Raw genomic sequence first — 19,458 nt, 5'->3', positions numbered from 1 at the left:
GAAATCGGAGTCGCGGGTATGGCGGACGAAAACGCCCCTAACAAGCAAACAAATCCGTTGGAGCATCCCGACGATAAGCCGACGGTACGGATCAAACTGTCCGATCTACGGGATCGGACAAATCCAGTTTCTACATCGGGAGGGCTGCCCCCTCAAAACGCAGCCGATGAGCCACCCGCGCCCGATCCGGTCAAACCCCGCACACCGGAGATTCATACCTGCCCATCGTGCAACAAAGAATATCGCGTAGGCGAATTGGTCTGTACAAACTGCGGCTTCATTTTCAATGCCGCAGGCAAGACGAACAAAGTGGAAGACACCCTTCCCCAAGAAAAACGCCATTACATAACGGGCGATGCGCTTGCCGAGCGCCCGATCACCTTTGAGATCGAAAACAGCGAAGTACGCCTTCCTCCCCTAGAGAAAATCGTCATTGGGCGTGGTAGTGAACACCCCAATGATCCCTCGCCGGATGTCGATTTGACGCCCTTCAAGGCGGGCGAGTTGGGCGTATCACGGAAACATATCCGTATTCGACGGAATGGGACGCTCCTTTACGTAGCTGATTTGCGCAGCACAAACGGGACGCTTCTGAACGGGCGAAAATTGATCCCTGAAGGGGAGCGCTTACTGCGCAGCGGCGACGAACTACGGTTAGGTCATTTGCGGATCAAGGTCAAGTTTTAGCGTGTTTGCGCTCTAACGCCAGTCGTCCATCCCTTAATCTACGCCCATGATCCCTGACTGGCTGTTTCCTACCCTTGCTCTTGCCCCTGCTGCGTTGTGGGTCTTTTTCGGGGTGGGGTGGCACTGGGTAGGGGTACTCCTTCCCCCAACCGCCGCACGAATGACGCGCATCGGGGCAACCTTAGCCCTTAGCCCCGCCCTGGTCACTGTGGGCATGTTCCTCTTGGGGACGTTCGGGACGTTTAACGCCGCAACCATCCTTCTTATGACGGGCGTGATTGCCCTCACGGGATGGCTGTTTGCCCGCCGCCAACGCTATTCCCTCTCGCTTCTCCCCCACACAGCACCAACACCAGACAAGGCAACCCTCCTCACGTGGGTCTTGGTGGCGGTGACGGCGGTTGCCCTCCTCTTACGATTCTGGAACATCGCCTATTGGAATTTCACCACCTACGATGCCCTGTGGGTCTATGCCTACAATGCGAAGGTCTTTTTTCTTGAAGGGCGCATCCCGCCGACCATTGGCTACTATCCGCAGCACATCCCGTTGGCATATACCGCCATGCAGTTCCTTTGGGGGACGATCAACGATCACGCGGCGCGGGTTGTCCTCCCTTATATTGCACTAGGCAGCGTTATCATGGCATACCTGCTAGGGACGTTCGCGTTTAATTGGCGGGTGGGCTTGCTGGCGGCGGCGCTTTGGGCGCTTTATCCTCATCATGCCGTGTGGAGTCAGTTTGGCGATTTAGAAGTGACGGTCACCTTCTATATGACAGGGACAGCCGCCTTTTTTATTGCCGCTTGGCGAGAGCAAGAGGGACGGTATCGGTGGCGCTATCTCGCCCTTGCCGGAATAACCATGGGGGCAGCGCTGTGGACAAAGCCAACAGCCGCCGCCCTTGTGCAGAGTTTGGCGCTCATCGGGGGAGGGGCGATTCTTCCTATTCTTGCCAATGGTCGGCTGAGGGGAACCTCCCGCAAGCGCCTACCCTTTGAGGCGCTTGCGCCGCTGGTCACCCTTGCTTGTGCTGTTCCTCTCGGCGGGCTGTGGTATGTGCGCAATGTCCTTTATGGACACCCTGCGGTGACGCTCCCCCCGGGTTATTGGCAAGAGGCAGCCCAACGCTCTGGGCAAGAACTGGGTTTCCCGCTGCTCATCGCTACCGTTTTTGTTCTTTGGCGGGTTCTCCGCCCTCCCCGTGATCGCCACTTGATCGCGCTGTTGGCTGGTTATACGGTGTGTGCGGGGGGTATTTTGCTCTCCGCTTTTGGGGGACGGCTGCCCACCTTCGATGAACTGCGCTTGGCGGCGGTGGGGCAGATTGTCACGACGATCACCCCTCGGACGTTTAACCTCTCCGACTATGCGCTGCTCATCCTCGGCAGCGGGTTAATTCTCTGGGGGGCGCTCCCCACATGGCGGGCATGGAGTCCCACCCGACGCGGTATATTCCTGCTTCTCGCTGCCTTTACGCTGCCCTATGGGGTGACATGGTTTTGGTCGTATTCCTATCATTACCGCCTCAGTTTTGCCATCGTTCCCTTGATGATTGTTGTTTTGGCGGCGGGGATAGAGCGAATTGCGGCATCAATTCCCCTCAATCGGGTGCGTCGCATCGCCTTGTCGGTGGTTATCGTCGCCACATCCCTCCCCGGTTGGTATGGCGTCCTCAGCGGGCTTGAACCCGCGCTTAGCCATACCCTCCCCACTGATGAAGCAAAGATTGCCGCCGGCAACCGCGCCCTGATGGGCTTGGTCAATTTCCTCCGCGAGGAACGACAACGGTTAGGTAGACCGCTGCGCGTGATAGCACCGGGGGAACTTCGCCTGAATTTCTTCTTCCCCGGCGATGACATTCGCGGGGATGTTTATCCCACACACTTAGATGAGATTGCCGATAGTGATATCTTTGTCGATAGCTCGGTGGGGCAAAAACTGTATTTCTTTCAAGGGACGCTGTTCAACCAGATTTTGGCGTCGCTCACCCGTGAACCCTTCATGGTACGCCTTTACACTGTAGACGACGGAAACTTCCGATTTTCTGCCTATCGCATCAACAATGCCGCACGCTTCGAGCCTTTTGAGGGGCGAACCAATGCCGCTGTGGGGGATGTTGCCATCCTGTTGCAAACAGACCTCAGTACCCTTCAGCAGTTCCCCGGCGAAAACCTGTACATCACAAATTGGTGGCGGGCGGTGCGCCCCGCCGATGGTGATTACAGCGTTTTCATTCACCTCTATGATGCTGCCGCCGGGCGGTTGGTTGCGGCATGGGGCGGACAGCCCGTTGAAGGGGCGTTCACCGTTTGGCAGGGCGTGGAGGGTGCGCATTTCAGTGTCCCCTATCCAACACGCTTGTGGCAGGCAGGCGAACTAATTAAGGATGAATGGAAGGTGCGCATTCCCCTTGATGCTTCGCCAGGGCGCTACGAACTGCGTGTTGGGCTGTTTGAACCAACCAGCGGAAAACGCCTCCCCGTAGAGGGCGTTGAAGACACAACCGATTATGTTCTCATCCATGTTTTCGAGGTTTTAAAACGCCCATGAGCGCACTCCCTCCGCCCATCCATGCCTTTGGCGGCTCTGGCACGCCCGTCATCCACATGGCAATTGCCAATGGCTTCCCGTCCCAAACCTATACTCCCTTGCTGCGCCCATTGACCGCAGCACACCGCGTGATCGGAACGCTCCCCCGTGCGCTGTGGACACCTTCCCCGCCCCTCAAGACTGCCCAAACATGGGATGTTATGGCGGAGGATATTCTTGCCTGTTTGCGTGCTGAAGCCCTGAGCGACGTGATCGCCATTGGTCATTCGATGGGCGGTGTTGCCTCCATGTTGGCGGTGTTAAAAGAACCGCAGCGCTTCCGGGCATTGGTACTTCTTGATCCAACCTTTCTTCCACCGCGCTTGCTGCGCCCGCTGCGTGTTGTTCGCGCCTTAGGCTTGATTCAACTTATGCCGCCCGCAAAAAAGGCACTTCAGCGGCGGCGGGATTTCAGCAGTCAGGAGGCATTCTACGAGTACCTTCGCACGCGGAAGATTTTTAGCGATTGGACGCCAGAGGCGCTCCATGCCTATGCGCATTACGGATCACGCCCGAAAGAGGACGGACCGGGGGTGACACTCACATGGACGCCCGAATGGGAGGCGCAGTATTTCTTCGGAATATTTGGGCAAACATGGCGCACCGTCCCCAAACTGCGCGGACGTTTGCCTACCTTGATTGTGCGCGGGACGGCGAGCGACACGTTTTTTCCCGATGCGGCAGCATTAACCCGCCAAGCACTCCCAGAGGCGCACTTTGTCGAGTTACAGGGAAAGGGGCATTTGTTCCCCCAGACCCACCCAGAGGAAACAGCGGCACTCATTCAAGCGTGGTTGGAGGGCTACAAGTAGGCGTAAAAACGATACGCGGATTCCTAGCCAGCTATGCTATAGTCTCCCTTATGGCGACACCACTTCGTATTGATGTTCTGACCCTTTTTCCGGCAATGTTCGAGGGTCCGCTCACGGAGAGCATTCTCAAACGGGCGCAAGCGGCGAACCTTCTCGATGTGCGCCTGCATAACATCCGCGATTACACCACAGATAAACACCATGTCACCGACGAACCCCCCTATGGCGGCGGCGGGGGGATGGTCATGCGTGTTGATCCGATTGTTCACGCTGTAGAACACATTCTTGATGGGGCGGCGGGGGTTCCGGTCATTCTGACCACGCCCAAAGGGCGCGTCTTTAACCAAGCGCTGGCGGCAGAACTGGCACAGTATCCGCGCCTTGTGATTCTCTGTGGGCGGTACGAAGGGGTTGATGAGCGCGTTCGAGACCTGGTGATTACCGATGAGATCAGCATTGGCGATTTCGTCTTGACCGGAGGGGAACTTCCCGCCATGATCATGATCGATGCCCTTGCGCGGCATATTCCCGGAGTTTTGGGCGATGCCAACGCCGCCGCTCAAGACTCCCATGCAACGGGGTTGTTAGAATATGCTCACTACACCCGCCCAGTGGACTTTCGTGGGCTAACCGTTCCGGCGGTTTTACAGGGCGGTGATCATCGGGCAATTATGGCATGGCGGCGGGCGGATGCGCTCCGGCGGACGTGGGAGCAGCGCCCCGATATGTTGTTGCGGGCAAAGTTAAGCGAGAAGGAGCGTTACGCCCTTGCCGACCTTGCTTTGCAGTGGGTACGGACGCGGGGGAAAGGATGATCAATCAGTATGAATAGTGATTTGGTGAAGGCACAGATTGCCGAAGATATGGGGCTTGCCCCCGCCGACATCGCTCGTCTTTACGACCTTGACGAAGGGCGGCTAGATCGTCACCTTGCCACATTGGGGGCAGATGCCTCCAGCGCTGTTCAACGCATCCTTGCTGATGTGGACGCTGCTCGAATACGCCACCGTTACTACACCGCCAGCCCTGAGCATGGTGAGGCATTGCAAGCGATCCTGAAAAAATACCCCTTTCACAGCCTTGTCAGCCAGCCTACAGCGGCGGGGGGGGTGGGGTGGCGGCTAGGCAGTGATGATGCCCAATATGTTGCCTATCGCGCCGCCGATATTGTCCAGATCGATTTTGATTGGGGGGATGTGCTGCGCCCACGACTCCATCGGGTGATCCTCTATCGGGGGGAGAGTGCGCCGGCAATCACCCCCCCGTTTCGGGATCATCTCGTTGAGATCACGCTTTATTTGCTGGAATTGACCGGTGTCTTGTGATCGCTGTGCGGTACGGCTTGAAATCAGGCGGCACGCTTACACTCAGCTTTGCCGCCTTATGCTCAGCAATTTCAGCGAATTCAGGACGACGATCAGCGTGCTGCCCTCATGCCCAATGACACCAAGCGGAAGCGGCAAATTGAAGCCCAACGTCCCAATGACCAAAACGACAATCACCCCTAAGGCAAAGCTGATGTTCTGGATCATCACGCGGCGCGTCCGGTGGCTGAGCGCTATAACATCGGCAATCCCGTTCAGATCGTCCGCCATGAGGACGACATCCGCCGTCTCTAAGGCAACGTCCGTCCCCGCTGCGCCCATCGCCATGCCAATCGTTGCCGCAGCCAGCGCCGGAGCATCATTCACCCCATCCCCAATCATCGCCACCTTGCCATATTGCCCTTGAAGCTCACGAATAATCGTCAGCTTTTCGCCCGGCAAGAGATCAGCGCGAACGTCATCCACCCCCACCTGGGTGGCGATCTCGGCGGCGGCACGGGCGTTATCCCCGGTCAACATGACGATCCGCTTGATTCCCTCGCGGCGCAAACGGGCAATCACTGCCTTCGCGTTTGGGCGCGGCTCATCGGCAACGGCAATCACCCCTAGCCAACCAGCCTTCTCGTGGTGGGCAATCACTACCGTTTTTCCGGCTGCCTCAAAACGTTCGCGAAGGGCGGCAATCTCTGGCGGGACAGTTAGCCTGCTCTCTGCCATCAGGCGCATTGTGCCAACGCGCACCAACACACCATCAATCAGCCCGGAAACCCCGCGTCCCAAGATCGCCTCAAATGCGGTTGGTTCGGGGAGGGTGATTCCATCTATTTTTGCCTGTGTCAAGATCGCTAGGGCAATGGGATGCTCAGACCGTGCTTCGAGGGCGGCGGTCAGCGCCAGAAGGCTGTGGCGATCTGTCTCCCCAAAGGGCACTACGTCCGTCACCACAGGGCGTCCGGCTGTAATCGTCCCCGTCTTATCAAAAGCAACCACCTTCAAGGTTGCCATCATCTCAAGGTAGGCGCCGCCTTTGAACAACACCCCTCGGCGGGCGGCATGGGCAATCGCCGCGAGAATCGCGGCGGGCGTGCTAATGATCAGCGCACAGGGTGAAAGCGCCGTCAGCAGCACCATCGCTCGGTAAAAATTCCCGCTGAAGGCTACACCCAACACCAACGGCGGAAGGATAATGTAGAGCGCAACAACGAGGATCACGATCTTGGCATAGGTTTGCTCGAAAGCTGCCATAAATCGCTGCGTTGGGGCGCGTTGATCTTGGGCTTCCTCCACCATCTTAATGATTCGGGCAAGCGTGGTATCCGATACGGTGCGCGTCGTCCGCACTTCCAACCCGCCAGCGCCATTCACCGTGCCGGCAAATACCGTGTCGCCTAGCCCTTTCGTCACGGGCATCGATTCCCCGGTGATCGAGGCTTGATCAACGGCACTCATTCCTTCGATCACCTCACCATCGACAGGCAGGCGTTCGCCAGGGCGAATCACGACAATTTCACCAATCTGAAGGGATTCCACTGGGGCAACAACGATCTCCCCATCGCGCCGCACGGAGGCTTCATTCGGGCGCAGTTTCATCAGGGCGCGTATGGCGTTGCGGCTGCGTTCCATCGCATAGTGCTGCAACACATTGCTCAATAAGAACAGAAAGAGTAACAGCGCCCCTTCCTGTGCCTGATTGACAAGTGCTGCCCCAAATGCCGCCAAGATCATCAGGACATCAACGTTGATCTGCCTCTTGCGCAGGCTTGCCCATCCCTCTACCAACCCCATATAGCCACCATTGACATAGGCGACCAGTAAAGCAATCCCCACAAGGGTGGGCGACGCCCCCACCCAGCCCAAGACGATACTCCCGCCCAACCCGAGGGCGGTAAGAATAACCATGATCACTTCACGTTTGGCGAAAAACCCCTGCTCCTCATGGAGGGGAACGCGCTTCGGTTCACAGCAGCTTACAACCTCAGATGAGGTCGTGCTAATGACTTCATGTTTTGTTTCGAGTGTGTGAATCATCCGATCCTCCTTAGAATGATTCTACAGCCATTTTCGTTAGAGTGTCGTAACTAAGACATAGTATCGTTTGTCACAATCTTATTTTGAGACTTGGTTTCAATGCCTCAGCGGGTATTACAAGGCGTGTCCGCAGCTAGACTGTGTTGACGGTTTTGGGTCAGAACCCCTATCCCCCCCGGTTACTGCGCAGCAATCGCCTTTTCCCGTAGACAGGGAAAGGGGGAAAGACGAACGGCGTCTTTTGCCTTTTAAGCCCCGAGGGGTGGTTACTTCTAGCCCACTGCTTTAGCGGCGGGCGCACACGGACACCCCAGGGGTCGCCCTTACAGGGGCGCAGGGCTGAAGCTCACGCGCTAGGCATGATCACCCCGTTGGGGCTTAAAACGGAAGGCACGGTACGGCTTTTTGATTTCCAAGCCCCGAAGGGGTGGTTACTTCTAGCCCGCTGCTTTAGCGGCGGGCGCACAACAGACCTTAGTTACCGGACAGGCATTACAGTGCTTTTATTCCTCCAAAAGCGTCAGCGGGGCGACGGAGGCGGCGAGGCGCTTAATCCCCACGCGATCAAACTTCACCGTAATTTCTTCCTCCTCGCCGCGAACAACGCTCCCTAAAATCGTCCCATCGCCAAAGCGTTCATGGCGCACCCGCTGCCCTGATTTATAGAAGGATTGGACATTCGATTGCGGGCGCGGCGTTGGCGGGCGGTGGACAGGTGCGGGGGAGGGCGTCCACAGTTCAGCGCGACGGCGTTCTACCTCACGAGCGGCACTCCCGGGCAGGGGCGATCCAGTGACGAGGCGTTCTGGCAAATCTGCCAAAAACCGCGAAGGAATGGCAAACTCCCCCGGCGACCCACCATATCCGGCACGGCGGCGCTTCCATGTCAGGTGGAGGTGTTCCTCGGCACGGGTGATGCCCACATAGAGAAGGCGGCGTTCTTCGGACAGTTTTTCAGGATCGTCGGAACTATTTTGGTGGGGCAAGACACCATCTTCCAACCCCACAATGAAAACGATGGGAAATTCTAACCCTTTGGCGCTGTGCAACGTCAGCAAGACGACCCCTTCGGCATCCTCGTCGTAATTATCGACATCGGCAACAAGGGAGACATCCTGCAAATATTGGGAGAGCGTGATCTCGCCTGCTTCTTTCGTCGCGTTGTAAAGCTCTTGGACGTTTTGGGCGCGGTCTTTCCCTTCTTCCGAGCCATCGTTGATCGAATCGATGTAGTGCGTCGTTTCCAGAATATCCCGCACCAGATCGCTGACGCTGGTTGTCGCCACCATGCTGCGCCAACGTTCAATCATCTCCGTGAATTCGCCAAGCAGTTTCTTTGCCTTGCTGTTAAACGGCGAATCAGCGGCATGGGGAAGCGCTAAGAGCGCGGCATAGACGCTCATCCCCCGCGCCCCCGCATACCCTTCCAACTGGCTGATCGTTGTCGCCCCAATCCCCCGACGGGGGATATTGATAATCCGCTTCAGGCTGATCGAATCATCGGGATTCACAATCAGACGGAGGTAAGCAAGGACATCTTTGACTTCCTTACGCCCATAAAACCGCACGCCCCCAATCAGCCGGTAGGGAAGTTTGAGACGGCGGAACGATTCTTCAAGGGTGCGGGATTGCGCGTTCGTGCGGTACATAATGGCGCAATCCCGCAGGGGGTGACCCATCCGTTGGTATTCGCGGATCGTCCATGCCACATAATCCGCCTCGTCACGGTCATCGCTGAGTTGTTTCGCCATGATTGGACGGCTGTCGGTGCGCGGGGTGGTCAGGTTTTTCTTGATGCGGTTCGGGTTGCGGTCAATGATCGCCATCGCCGCATCAAGGATCGCCTGATGCGAGCGGTAATTTTCCTCCAAAAGAATCACCCGCACATGGGGATGATCGGCTTGAAAGCGCGTCACATTCCGATAGTCTGCCCCGCGAAAAGCATAGATGCTCTGGTCGGGGTCGCCCACACAAAAAAGGCTATTTTGGGGTTCGGTATCCCCCTCCAAAAGCCTCAGTAAAGCATATTGTGCGGCGTTTGTATCCTGAAATTCATCGACAAGGATATGTTTATACAGGGATCGATAATCCGCAATCACAGCCGGCGCTCGTCGAAAGAGAAACACCGTCAGCATGAGAAGATCGTCGAAGTCCAGCGCGTTGGACGCCCGCAGAATCTCATCGTAGCGACGGTAGAGCTTAGCGACAAGGCGATCCCCCTGACTGGTGTCTGGATAGGTATCGGGCGTGATCAGTTCGTTTTTTGCTGCAGAGACGGCGCTTAGAATGCTGCGTGGTTTGAATTTATCCGAGTCGAGATTGAGGTCTTCAATTGCCACCTTCATCGTGGCAAGTTGATCCTCGGTGTCATAAATTAAAAAGTCGGGGCGCAGGGCAATATGGGCTGCCTCGCGGCGCAAGATGCGGGCGCACAGGGCGTGAAATGTCCCAACGGCAAGCCCGCGCATCGTTCGCCCTAAAATCTTTTCGATGCGCACGCGCATTTCCCCGGCGGCTTTATTCGTAAACGTCACTGCCATGATTTCTTCGGGGTAAACGCCCATCTCGGTGATCAGATAGGCAACCCGCCGTGTCAGGACGCGAGTTTTGCCGCTGCCGGGTCCGGCAACAACCAGGGTTGCCCCCGCCGGTGTGGAGACAGCGGCACGTTGGGCATCGTTCAGCCCATCCAAAATAGCATTTGTGGACAAGAGGACTCTCCGTTGTCGTTCGTGGGAAAGATTATAGACGGAAGGGGCATAAGGATCGATCTGAAAGGGGAAGTTCGCTACTTTTCCCTTATTCGCCAACCGATTTTTTCTTTGTACTAGAATTACCTTGTTTGAAGGCAAGTGATCTTTAGGGGTATTGCAACCAGACCATCCCATAAGCGTTCAGGGTGATCGTCCCTGGACGGAGGCTTTCACCACTGAGCGGGTCGGTGTACACCCCACGCGGGTTGATGGGCGGCAAGTAGCGTCCATCAAGGGTCACTTCCGCCTCGGTAACATTTGCTAAGATGAGGATTACTTCGCCGCCATGCGTGCGCTCAAGGGCAATCACCCCCGCCTGAGCTGCATCAAGCCACACCGCCATACGCGCCGGAAAATGCGCCTCTAAACGAGCGTTAAAGGTGCGCCAAGTAGGGTCTTTCGGAAAGAGCGCTGGCAAGCGCGGACGAAGGCAGTCAAGAGAGCGAGCGGCGCGTCATCGGTGATCGTAGGGTATGGTGAACTCTAGCGTTCTGAGCGTTGTGTTCGGGCTGGTACAGCGTTGTCGTCATCGACTGGATCGCGCTCATCATCGTAGACAAGCTCGCCATCTTCACCGAGGCGGGCGCGACGTTTTGATTTTTGAAATTCAGCGGGGGCTAAGCCAAGACGGGCGCGTTCGCGCTCAATCTCACGCTGGATAGCATCCTCACGGCGGTTTACCAGCCTATCGCTTGTTTTGAAATAGGTATCCAAACCATGGCTGAGGAGACCAATGCCCCAGGCAATCATAACTAACAGCGGGTAGGGAAAGCGAAATTCGTTAATGTCGAACATGGTGAAGGGATCGACAAGGTTGAAAAGGTAAACCACCCACAGAACCAGGTTGATGGCAATGTAGATGGCGAAATGGATGAAGAACTCTTGGCGCTGTTTCATCCGCTTTTCCACCCGCCGGCGGATGGCTTCATGGTCAATATCGCTCATGGCACGTCCTTTTTGCTTTTAGTACGTTACGCTACTGCCAAACGTTTCGCCCGAAACGCCGCTCGAATGTCGGGTAGGATCGTCCAACCAGCCACCCACCAACTGCCCAAGCACGAGACGAATCCATACAGCGTCACAAAGTTATGCCCATGAATCAGCCCCAAAATTGCGGCAAGAAGGGCAAAAAAGCCCCAAACAATATCAAGGGCAATCCCGGGATCGGCGCGGACATGGTACTTGCTTTGCCATACGGTCTCCTTTTTATCGCCAAATTTCGGCGTGCGAAGGAATTCGCCATGCTGTCCAAGAAGGGCTTTTATGACCGCCCGCAGGGTGTTCATCGCCATGCCCGCGCCAATAATTTGGCAAAGCACCACCCCCACAACGGCGTTCAGGGTAGAACGTCTGGCAAGGATTTGGCTGGTGATGAAAAAAAGCGGCGGGGCAAGGGTGATCGGACCCAAGAAATCAAGGCTGTTGGGGGGAATGACAAAGCCCGGGATCAGCCGCCCCAGAAGAAGCAGAAACGGGTAGGAGATGAGCAAGAACGCCATGAGCGGCGTCACCAACGGACCCAAGAGGTGGATCGTCGCCTCAATCTTGGCGAGCAGCGGATAGCCGCTCCGCCAAATATCGGGAAGAAGCATTCGCGCTACTTCAATGCTGCCTCGCTGCCAGCGGGCTTGTTGGCGACGGAAGCCGGTCATCGTCGGTGGTAGTTCTGCCGGGGCGGTAACATCTTGGCGATACAACCCGTGCCAGCCGTGCAGCCATGCGCGGTACGTCAGATCGAGGTCTTCCGTTAGGGTGCTGTCTCGCCACCCACCAGCATCTATGATTGCCGTGCGCCGCCAAACCCCCGCCGTCCCATTAAACCCGAAGGCAAACCCCCCCCGTGAGCGGGCGTACTGCTCTATCATGAAATGGCTGTCAAGGGCAACCCCTTGTAGGCGCGTTAGCCATGAGGCGGTTAGGTTGAGATGCTCCCACCGCGATTGGATGAAGGCGGCGTGGGGGTCATGCTGAAGAAAGGGTATTGTCTCCCGCAGGAAATTCGCATGAGGAAGAAAATCGGCGTCAAAAATGGCAATGTATTCACCCCTGGCGGTGGGGAATGCCTTTGCCAACGCCCCCGCTTTGTACCCGCTGCGATCTACCCGATGGCAATGCTCAATGTCTAGCCCCTGCGCTTGCCAATAGCCGACCCGTGCCGCCACAATGTCCCGCGTTTCGTCGGTGGAATCGTCCAAGATTTGAATTTGGAGGCAATCCAAAGGGTAATCTAGGTGGGCAACCGCATCAATAACCCGTTCACTGACGTGCTGCTCGTTATAGAGCGGGACTTGTACGGTGACAAACGGCGTCACCTCTGAGGGGGTAGCATCTAGACGCTTTCGCCGCCAGAAGGTGATCAGAATCAAGATATAGAGGTTCGCGCCGTAGATGACCAACAACGCGAACACAGGAAAATAGATGACAACGAGAAGAATCGTCAGCAGCCACATAAACGCAGCACGCCCTTACTGTCTATAGTCGCCCCCCCTTATGATGCGTTGCTATACGGCATAGCACCAGTTAGGGCGATGTCTGATAAGACCACATAAGTTCAAAGGGATGATTCTCACGTGATGATAACGATCCTCAAACGGCTTGTGAAAATTGCCCCGAACACAAATGCGTGATTATAACAAGGCTCAAGGCTTGCGTACAGCATCTACTTCAGGTAGCCCATATCTAGCCCGTGAAAAACAGAAAATCAAGATTTCCTGGTGAATGTCCTTTACGGGTCAGCAAAGCAGCAATCTCTGAGTGATGCTGCATCCCATGAATGATAAGATGCTGAAGGATACGTGCTAGATCATAGGTTGCCTCGCCACGTGGCGAAGTGAGGGTTATTTTTCCCTCAATGTGCGCCACGCTCAATCCGTTCAGGTAGGAGTCCCACGCCGCTTGTTCACGGGCATACCCCTCGCGGAGCGCGGCAAGATCGGGGTATAGTTCGGGTGTCAGCGGCTCTTGGCGCGATCCTGTCTCTAATGCCCGCCGCCAGCCCTCATCGGCACGGAGAATGTGAAACAAGATGCTGTGGATCGAGCCATGCCCGTAACCAGCATCTTCACGGTATTCGGCGTCGGGGAGCTTTGCCGCGAAGTCCATCAGGTGACGAACGGTATGCCAGTGATAAGCAAACTGGGTTTGAAAGGTTGTTTTAGCGAACATACCAAGCCTTTATTCTGCCCTTATTCTTTAGTGCGGATTTCTAGCCTTGAACAGCACCAACCGGACGAATGGGAATGGCGTTTTGCTCAGTAGCACTCGCCTTTTTTCCTCTAACCATATGCCCCAAAACACGCAGCACCAAGCGAGGGGAAAGCAAGCCAGTGGGAGGACGGGTAAGGTTCGAGGTCTCGATGAATGCTAAGGAGAGTTGTTCGTCGTTGGGCATTGCCCGATTCACCTGATTGATATACCGCTGGACGAGGCGAGAAAAAGCGTTTGGCTTCGGACCTTCGGTCTCTGGATAGCGCATGTCCTCCCCTGTCGCCATCAGCCAGGGGTTGCGCACTGCCCCCGCCAGCGCTTTTTGAAAGCTGCCCGCCAACCCCTTCAACGATCCGCTCCTCATCTTGTGCGCGGTGATCAATTCACCGAGGCGCAGCGCTTCCAGCGCGGCAACAGTCATCCCCTGTCCATAGAGTGGATTAAAGCCACACACCGCATCGCCAATGACGAGGAAGTTTTCTGGGCGGCGGGTCATTTTTTCGTAATGGCGCAGCCGGTTTCCATCATAGCGGTAGCCATAGATGGGAGAAATGGGTTTGGCGTCTTTGATCGCCTCATAGAAGGCGGGTGTGGCAACCGTCTTGGCATACGCCAAAAAGCCCGCCTCGTCCGTTGGGGGATAATCGCGATTCAGCCCGCCAAGCGTTGCCACCCACTGTCCGCCTTCCACCTCGAAGATGCCTGCCCCGCGCTTCAAGCCTTGTTCGGGGCGGGCGTTGATGAACAGAACTTTCCAATCGTGTTTCCCAGCCGGCGCTTCATACCAGCGCGTAGCATAGCCAATGTAGGCATAGACGGTGGACACTGACGGCGCATCATAGCCGAGGGCGGTCAACCACTCCGGGGCTTTGGAATTCCGTCCGCTGGCGTCCACAACCATATCGCCCATGATTGGGTAATGCCCCGCCTCGCTTTTATCGCGCCGCGATTGGACATTCACGCCCACTACCGTCCCCTTATCCTCGCTGGCGATGAGGTCAAGCACGTCTGTTTCGGGCAGGAATTCAACGTTTCGGCGCAGCGCCAGTCGCTTGCGGATGAGGTGTTCTAAGGCAATGCGCGAGATGAGGTTTGTTTGGTAGCCGGTGGCAAAGCGCTTGACCCACCCCCCGGGCGTCAGAAATGCCGTATCCGTTCCCCACTCAATGCGCGGAGCGCCGATCTCTTTGAAATCCTCGGCAAGTCCGGGGAACATATCTTCCATAATGCGCTGCCCACGCGCAAGAAGGGCATGAACGTGCCGTGCTTGCGGGACGCCATTCCGAAACTCAGCGGTATCAGGGAACGAATCGCGTTCGATCACGATGACGCGGGCGAAGTGATCGCTGAGAACACGCGCCGTGAACAGACCCGCCATACTCCCACCAATGACAACTGCCTGAGAAGCTGCCTGCATAGTCACTACCTTCCTAATCCCACCGTCCGGTTACTTCCACAAACAAGCGCCCCTCATCACAACGAGGGCAGGTGATCCATGTTTCATCGCTTTTGCCAGCTAAGCCCGTCCCTTCCAGAATCAACACCCTCACCGCTGTGCTTCCGCAGTTTGTGCAGCTTGTCTCAGCGAGAGGGACATTTTCATCAAAGGTATCCAGTGCTTGCCGGAAAAACGGGAGCATATCCCGCGCTTGAAGATCGCCAATGACCGCATCGGCTTCCATCTGGGTGAGGGCGTACCGCGCCGTTTTCAAAGCATCGAGCGTCTCCTCGGCTGTGTTTGGGATCAGCAGCGAAACGACCTCGTGGCACGTTTGACAGACCCCTAACACATAGTGATTACGGAGCAAGGAGGTATCAATCCCACTCCCCCCCTCGTGGAGTACATCCTCAATATGGTAGTTGCACACTGGGCAAGGATGAATCGTCAGCAATCGTCCCATACGTCTCGATGCCTCATTCCTCAACGGCACCCACCCAACACACATCCTGTGGGGGCCCTAAACTGCCTCGGAATCCCATCCCCTTTGCAGTGTATAGAACACTATACGAAGAAAAGGGGATGAGGTATCAATGCTCTACAATTTCTCGGCAATTGATTTTGCCTGTGTGAACAGCAGCAGGTAATCCGGTCCGCCCGCCTTGCTATCCGTCCCTGACATATTGAACCCGCCGAAGGGATTCACCCCAACCAGCGCACCGGTGCATTTCCGGTTGAAATACAAATTCCCTACGTGGTATTCGCGCCGCGCCCGTTCAAGCCGTTCGCGGTTTTGGCTGTAGACTGCGCCTGTCAAGCCGAATTCGGTGCTGTTGGCAACTGCCAGCGCCTCATCAAAATCTGCCACTGGAATCAGCGCCAAGACGGGACCAAAAATTTCCTCCTGTGCAATGCGGGCATCGCCGGGGACATCGCCAAAGATGGTAGGCTCAATGAAGTACCCATCATCCGGCGTTTCTTTCACCTTTCCGCCACACAGAAGTGTTCCCTCCTGTGCGCCGATCTCGATGTACTTCATGATCTTCTTAAACGCCCGCTCGTCAGAGACCGGTCCTTGGTGAACGTCTGCGCCTTTATCGGGAGCGTCTTGCCGAAGTTTTTTCGTCCGCTCAACAACACGCTTGGCAACCGTTTCATAGACGCTCTTAACGATGATCGCCCGCGAACCAGCAGAGCATTTTTGCCCCTGAAAGCCGAAGGCGCTGGCAACAATGCCTTCCGCCGCAGCGTTCAAGTCAGCCGTTTCATCAACAATCACCGCATCTTTCCCGCCCATCTCCAAGATCGTCCGTTTTAGCCAAAGCTGCCCCGGATGAACTCGTGCGGCGCGTTCAAAAATACGCATCCCGACCTCTTTGCTGCCGGTGAAGGCAATGAAGCGCGTCTTAGGATGATCGACCATCGTATCCCCGATCTCTGCACCGGGACCGGGAACAAAGTTCAAGACGCCGGGCGGTAAGCCCTGTTTCCAGAACAGTTCGCATAATTTGTAGGCAATGATCGGTGTGATTCCGGCGGGCTTGAGAACAACACTGTTCCCAGAGACAATAGCCGCGCTGGTCATCCCCGCCATGATTGCATTGGGGAAGTTCCATGGAGGGATCACCGCACAAACACCCAACCCAATGTACTGTAATGCCAACTGTTCACCCGGCGCTTGGACAAGCTGTTCGCTGGCAGTGGTCAGGCGGATGGCTTGGCGGGCGTAATAGTCCATGAAATCAATCGCCTCGGCGGTGTCGGCATCGGCTTCCGCCCAACTTTTGCCAATCTCAAAGACCATCCACGCGCTGAATTCATGCTTCCGTTTGCGCATCTCAGCCGCAGCCCGGAGCAAATAGCGGGCGCGTTCGTGGGCATCCACATGCTGCCACTTCAAAAACGCTTCATGAGCGATCTCAATAGCACGGGCGGCATCGGCTTTCGTCGCTTCCGCCATAACCCCGACGACTTCCTTCGGGCGGGCGGGATTGATCGAAGGAAGGGTGTCCTTCGTCTCAATCCGCTCGTCACCAATGACGAGGGGATAATGCGTCCCAAGCTGGGAGCGGACGAGTTCCAGCGCCTCGCGGAAGGCGGTGCGGTTGCTCTCTACGGAAAAATCTGTAAGGGGTTCGTTCGTAAAGGGAGGGAGGGCAGACGACATCCAGTGTTCTCCTGTGGCGTAAGGTGTACGCGCAAAATAATGGCGATCTTTACGCTGATCAGTATAGCGCGGCAGGAGAATTTTTTCAGGGTGAAAGGGGGAAAGCCTTGCCATAACTAGGCTAGTGGGGATAGCACGCCGAGTTGAGATCAGTTGCCCATTGACCCAGAATCCCTACAATTGTAAGTATATGTTCCGATTGCAAAGGAGGTTTCGTCGTGATCACTCATTTTCCACCTCGCCGCACGTTAGTGACCCTCATCCTTATCTTGGCGCTCACCTTTATTGGTGCTGCCCAAACGCCGGCTCGTGCTGCCGGAGCGGGACGGGTGCGCGTAGTTCATGCCTCGGCACAAGCGCCGCGTGTTGATGTGTATATTGACGGGTCGCTTTTTTTCGACAGTATGGCATATGGCACATATTCAAACTATGTGAACGCCGACGAGGGGGAGTATCAGGTTGATATTCGCCTTGATGATGACCCAGAGACGGCGAAACCCCTTTTTAGCGCAACAGTCACCATCGCTGCCGATTCAGTGAATACCGTCGTAGCTCAAGGCGTGCCGGGGCAGAATTTTGGGGTGGGCATGTACCAGACCACAGAAACACCCCCTACCGGTAAGGCGCTGATCCAATTGGTGAACACCATTGACGAAAATACCCCTGTTGATCTCACCGCTGGCGGATCACCGGTCACAAAGGGCGTCGAATTTGGCACACTGCGAAGCCTTCCGGCAGATGAGGGTGTCTATGCCTTAGCCGTCAATGCCAAAGGCGAAACCCTTTACGATTTCGGGACGATTGGGATCGTCAAAGAGATGATCTACACCTATATCCTGGTGGCAGATAAGAACGGCGCGTCGTTGGTGCGCATCGTGGATGGTGTTCTCTTTGCCGGGGCGATCAATGCCTCCCCGAATACGCCGCCCATCGATATCTATCTAAACGGGGAACTCCAGTTCGAGAATGTTGAATTCAAGAATTTCAGCGATCTGTATAGCATTGCTGGCAAGCGCTATAGTGTGGCGCTGCGCGAACATGGCGCTGCCGCTGATAGCAAACCGATTTATGAAACGTTCATCGCCGTTCCCGGTGGGGTTGCCGCCAACTTCGTGATCATGGGCAAGCTCGATGGGCGAACGGAAGAAGATCGCTTACGGATCAATGCCTATTGGGGCGATCCGATTGTCCCCGCTGGGCGTTCTGGGCTAAATGTGATCCATGCCTTGCCCAAAGGGAATAAAATCGTCGTTTTGGAGAGTGGCAATACCGTTATTGATCCCCTTGCCTACGAGGATATTGGCTCGGCATCTGGTCCAGCGCAAAAGTACAACATTCAGGTGGTCGATGCCGACAACACTTCAAATGTCCTGATTGACCTCCCGGGTTATGAATTGAAGGATGGCAAACTCCATTGGGTGATTGCCCTTCCCGGTGAAAATGGCGGGGTGGATGTCTTGCGTTTCTTTGCCAATCCCTTCACCACCCTGCGCGGCGACTAAGCGCCTATCCGTAAATTCGGCTGTGAGGTATGAGCTTCTTGGCAAACGTCTGTTGGCTTCTCCGCTTCGCAAAAGGCGTTTTCCCCCTCGTCGCCTCTTTGCGGGGTGGGGGAGGGAGCTAGTCGTCGATCCAGAAGGCAACCATAGAAAGAGACAGCCCTCATCCCCTTTAACCCCCTTCTGCCTGTGGGAGAAGGGGGAATCATGTCTTTGAGGGGGCTTCCCCCTCACCCCTTGACTCCCAGAATGTCTTGCCTTTCCCTGTGTACGGGGTGGGGTTAGGGTTTTCAAGCCCCGAAGGGGCGGTTGCTTTCAGCCCGCTGCTTTAGCGGCGGGCGACCACACGGGATCGCCCGTCCCGTCCCGCCCCAATCCTTACGCCGTCGCTAGTGCCTCTTGGGTGATGGGCATGACCTCGACATCGAGTTCAATGGTGATCTCTTTGCCCACCAACCAACCGCCCGTTTCCAAGGCCACATTCCATGTCAGCCCGTAGTCCTCACGGTTGATTTTCGTCTTTCCAGTGAAGCCAAGCCGCTTATCACCCCCAAAGGGATTGATTGTCTCACCGAGGAATTCGGCATCGAGGACGACGGGGAGAGTCTTTGCCCGAATGGTCAACTCCCCATGAATCTTTGCTGAGTCTTTTCCTGTCGGTTCAACCCGCGTGCTTTTGAAGGTGATCACAGGGTAGTTTGCCACATCGAAAAAGTCAGGGCTGCGCAAATGCCCGTCGCGCTGGTCGCTGCCGGTGTTGATGCTATTAGCGTGAATCTGCGCCTCAACACGGCTGTTGGCGGGATTTTCCGCATCAAATTCAAGCGTTCCGGTGACATCCTCGAACTGTCCGCGTACATTCGTGATCATCATGTGGCGGACGCTGAAATTGGCACGGGTGTGACCGCTCTCAAAGGTATAGGTTGCCATGATTGGACTGCTCCTCTGTATT

General features: G+C 56.1%; 16 protein-coding genes. 6 read left to right on the top strand and 10 right to left on the bottom strand.

From position 1 onward, the window contains the following. The first annotated feature begins 18 nt into the window (after positions 1 to 18). The 5 genes from HS103_07770 to HS103_07750 are packed head-to-tail and all read left to right on the top strand — an operon-like array spanning position 19 to position 5,414. Positions 19 to 687, top strand: coding sequence for an FHA domain-containing protein (locus tag HS103_07770; GenBank protein ID MBE7512698.1), 669 nt, complete (start codon positions 19 to 21; stop codon positions 685 to 687). 46 nt (positions 688 to 733) lie between these two features. Then, the gene (locus HS103_07765; protein MBE7512697.1) at positions 734 to 3,238 is read left to right on the top strand and encodes a glycosyltransferase family 39 protein; all 2,505 of its coding nucleotides are present in this window, start codon (positions 734 to 736) and stop codon (positions 3,236 to 3,238) included. Then, a complete protein-coding gene (locus HS103_07760; GenBank protein ID MBE7512696.1) occupies positions 3,235 to 4,089 on the top strand; it encodes an alpha/beta hydrolase in 855 nt (284 codons plus the stop codon). The genes HS103_07765 and HS103_07760 overlap by 4 nt, the downstream gene beginning before the upstream one ends. A gap of 50 nt (positions 4,090 to 4,139) precedes the next feature. Next, positions 4,140 to 4,904 carry a tRNA (guanosine(37)-N1)-methyltransferase TrmD gene (gene trmD / locus HS103_07755; protein MBE7512695.1) on the top strand — a complete coding sequence of 255 codons (765 nt, stop codon included), beginning with the start codon at positions 4,140 to 4,142 and terminating at the stop codon, positions 4,902 to 4,904. Positions 4,905 to 4,913: 9 nt separating this feature from the next. Next, entirely contained in the window at positions 4,914 to 5,414 is a 501-nt protein-coding gene (locus HS103_07750; GenBank protein MBE7512694.1) for a hypothetical protein, read from the top strand. Positions 5,415 to 5,456: 42 nt separating this feature from the next. Here the strand turns inward: HS103_07750 and cadA are convergent, their stop codons facing one another. The 9 genes from cadA to pruA form a co-directional block, all read right to left on the bottom strand. Beyond that, positions 5,457 to 7,442, bottom strand: a complete 1,986-nt coding sequence (cadA, locus tag HS103_07745) for a cadmium-translocating P-type ATPase (protein ID MBE7512693.1) — start codon at positions 7,440 to 7,442, stop codon at positions 5,457 to 5,459. 503 nt (positions 7,443 to 7,945) lie between these two features. Beyond that, positions 7,946 to 10,153, bottom strand: a complete 2,208-nt coding sequence (locus tag HS103_07740; protein ID MBE7512692.1) for a UvrD-helicase domain-containing protein — start codon at positions 10,151 to 10,153, stop codon at positions 7,946 to 7,948. Between the two features lie 148 nt (positions 10,154 to 10,301). Then, positions 10,302 to 10,613, bottom strand: coding sequence for an alpha-glucosidase C-terminal domain-containing protein (locus HS103_07735; protein MBE7512691.1), 312 nt, complete (start codon positions 10,611 to 10,613; stop codon positions 10,302 to 10,304). 65 nt (positions 10,614 to 10,678) lie between these two features. After that, on the bottom strand, positions 10,679 to 11,140 hold the full coding sequence (locus tag HS103_07730; GenBank protein MBE7512690.1) for a 2TM domain-containing protein: 462 nt from the start codon (positions 11,138 to 11,140) through the stop codon (positions 10,679 to 10,681). A 26-nt stretch (positions 11,141 to 11,166) separates the two neighbouring features. After that, positions 11,167 to 12,645 (bottom strand): glycosyltransferase, encoded by a 1,479-nt coding sequence (locus HS103_07725; protein MBE7512689.1) that lies wholly within the window; start codon positions 12,643 to 12,645, stop codon positions 11,167 to 11,169. A 229-nt stretch (positions 12,646 to 12,874) separates the two neighbouring features. Next, entirely contained in the window at positions 12,875 to 13,360 is a 486-nt protein-coding gene (locus tag HS103_07720; GenBank protein ID MBE7512688.1) for a DinB family protein, read from the bottom strand. Positions 13,361 to 13,400: 40 nt separating this feature from the next. Then, on the bottom strand, positions 13,401 to 14,819 hold the full coding sequence (locus tag HS103_07715; protein MBE7512687.1) for an FAD-dependent monooxygenase: 1,419 nt from the start codon (positions 14,817 to 14,819) through the stop codon (positions 13,401 to 13,403). A 13-nt stretch (positions 14,820 to 14,832) separates the two neighbouring features. Then, positions 14,833 to 15,303 (bottom strand): hypothetical protein, encoded by a 471-nt coding sequence (locus tag HS103_07710; GenBank protein MBE7512686.1) that lies wholly within the window; start codon positions 15,301 to 15,303, stop codon positions 14,833 to 14,835. 135 nt (positions 15,304 to 15,438) lie between these two features. Further along, positions 15,439 to 17,007 carry an L-glutamate gamma-semialdehyde dehydrogenase gene (gene pruA / locus HS103_07705; GenBank protein ID MBE7512685.1) on the bottom strand — a complete coding sequence of 523 codons (1,569 nt, stop codon included), beginning with the start codon at positions 17,005 to 17,007 and terminating at the stop codon, positions 15,439 to 15,441. Positions 17,008 to 17,225: 218 nt separating this feature from the next. Between pruA and HS103_07700 the strand changes: the two genes are divergently transcribed. Beyond that, positions 17,226 to 18,509: a DUF4397 domain-containing protein gene (locus HS103_07700; GenBank protein ID MBE7512684.1), complete on the top strand. Its 1,284-nt coding sequence runs from the start codon at positions 17,226 to 17,228 to the stop codon at positions 18,507 to 18,509. A 375-nt stretch (positions 18,510 to 18,884) separates the two neighbouring features. Here HS103_07700 and HS103_07695 read toward each other — a convergent pair whose 3' ends face one another. Beyond that, positions 18,885 to 19,436: a YceI family protein gene (locus HS103_07695; GenBank protein ID MBE7512683.1), complete on the bottom strand. Its 552-nt coding sequence runs from the start codon at positions 19,434 to 19,436 to the stop codon at positions 18,885 to 18,887. Positions 19,437 to 19,458: the final 22 nt, after the last annotated feature.

Source organism: Anaerolineales bacterium (genome assembly GCA_015075625.1).
Lineage (GTDB): Bacteria > Chloroflexota > Anaerolineae > Aggregatilineales > UBA2796 > UBA2796.
The sequence above is the reverse complement of the archived record's forward strand: the minus strand, read 5'-3'. Positions and strand labels throughout refer to the sequence as shown.

Bases quoted from the DNA above. Each gene is read 5' to 3' on its own strand.
- HS103_07770 (MBE7512698.1), top strand. From the start codon at position 19: ATGGCGGACGAAAACGCCCCTAACAAGCAAACAAATCCGTTGGAGCAT.
- HS103_07765 (MBE7512697.1), top strand. From the start codon at position 734: ATGATCCCTGACTGGCTGTTTCCTACCCTTGCTCTTGCCCCTGCTGCG.
- HS103_07760 (MBE7512696.1), top strand. From the start codon at position 3,235: ATGAGCGCACTCCCTCCGCCCATCCATGCCTTTGGCGGCTCTGGCACG.
- trmD (MBE7512695.1), top strand. From the start codon at position 4,140: ATGGCGACACCACTTCGTATTGATGTTCTGACCCTTTTTCCGGCAATG.
- HS103_07750 (MBE7512694.1), top strand. From the start codon at position 4,914: ATGAATAGTGATTTGGTGAAGGCACAGATTGCCGAAGATATGGGGCTT.
- cadA (MBE7512693.1), bottom strand. From the start codon at position 7,442: ATGATTCACACACTCGAAACAAAACATGAAGTCATTAGCACGACCTCA.
- HS103_07730 (MBE7512690.1), bottom strand. From the start codon at position 11,140: ATGAGCGATATTGACCATGAAGCCATCCGCCGGCGGGTGGAAAAGCGG.
- HS103_07725 (MBE7512689.1), bottom strand. From the start codon at position 12,645: ATGTGGCTGCTGACGATTCTTCTCGTTGTCATCTATTTTCCTGTGTTC.
- HS103_07720 (MBE7512688.1), bottom strand. From the start codon at position 13,360: ATGTTCGCTAAAACAACCTTTCAAACCCAGTTTGCTTATCACTGGCAT.
- HS103_07715 (MBE7512687.1), bottom strand. From the start codon at position 14,819: ATGCAGGCAGCTTCTCAGGCAGTTGTCATTGGTGGGAGTATGGCGGGT.
- HS103_07710 (MBE7512686.1), bottom strand. From the start codon at position 15,303: ATGGGACGATTGCTGACGATTCATCCTTGCCCAGTGTGCAACTACCAT.
- pruA (MBE7512685.1), bottom strand. From the start codon at position 17,007: ATGTCGTCTGCCCTCCCTCCCTTTACGAACGAACCCCTTACAGATTTT.
- HS103_07695 (MBE7512683.1), bottom strand. From the start codon at position 19,436: ATGGCAACCTATACCTTTGAGAGCGGTCACACCCGTGCCAATTTCAGC.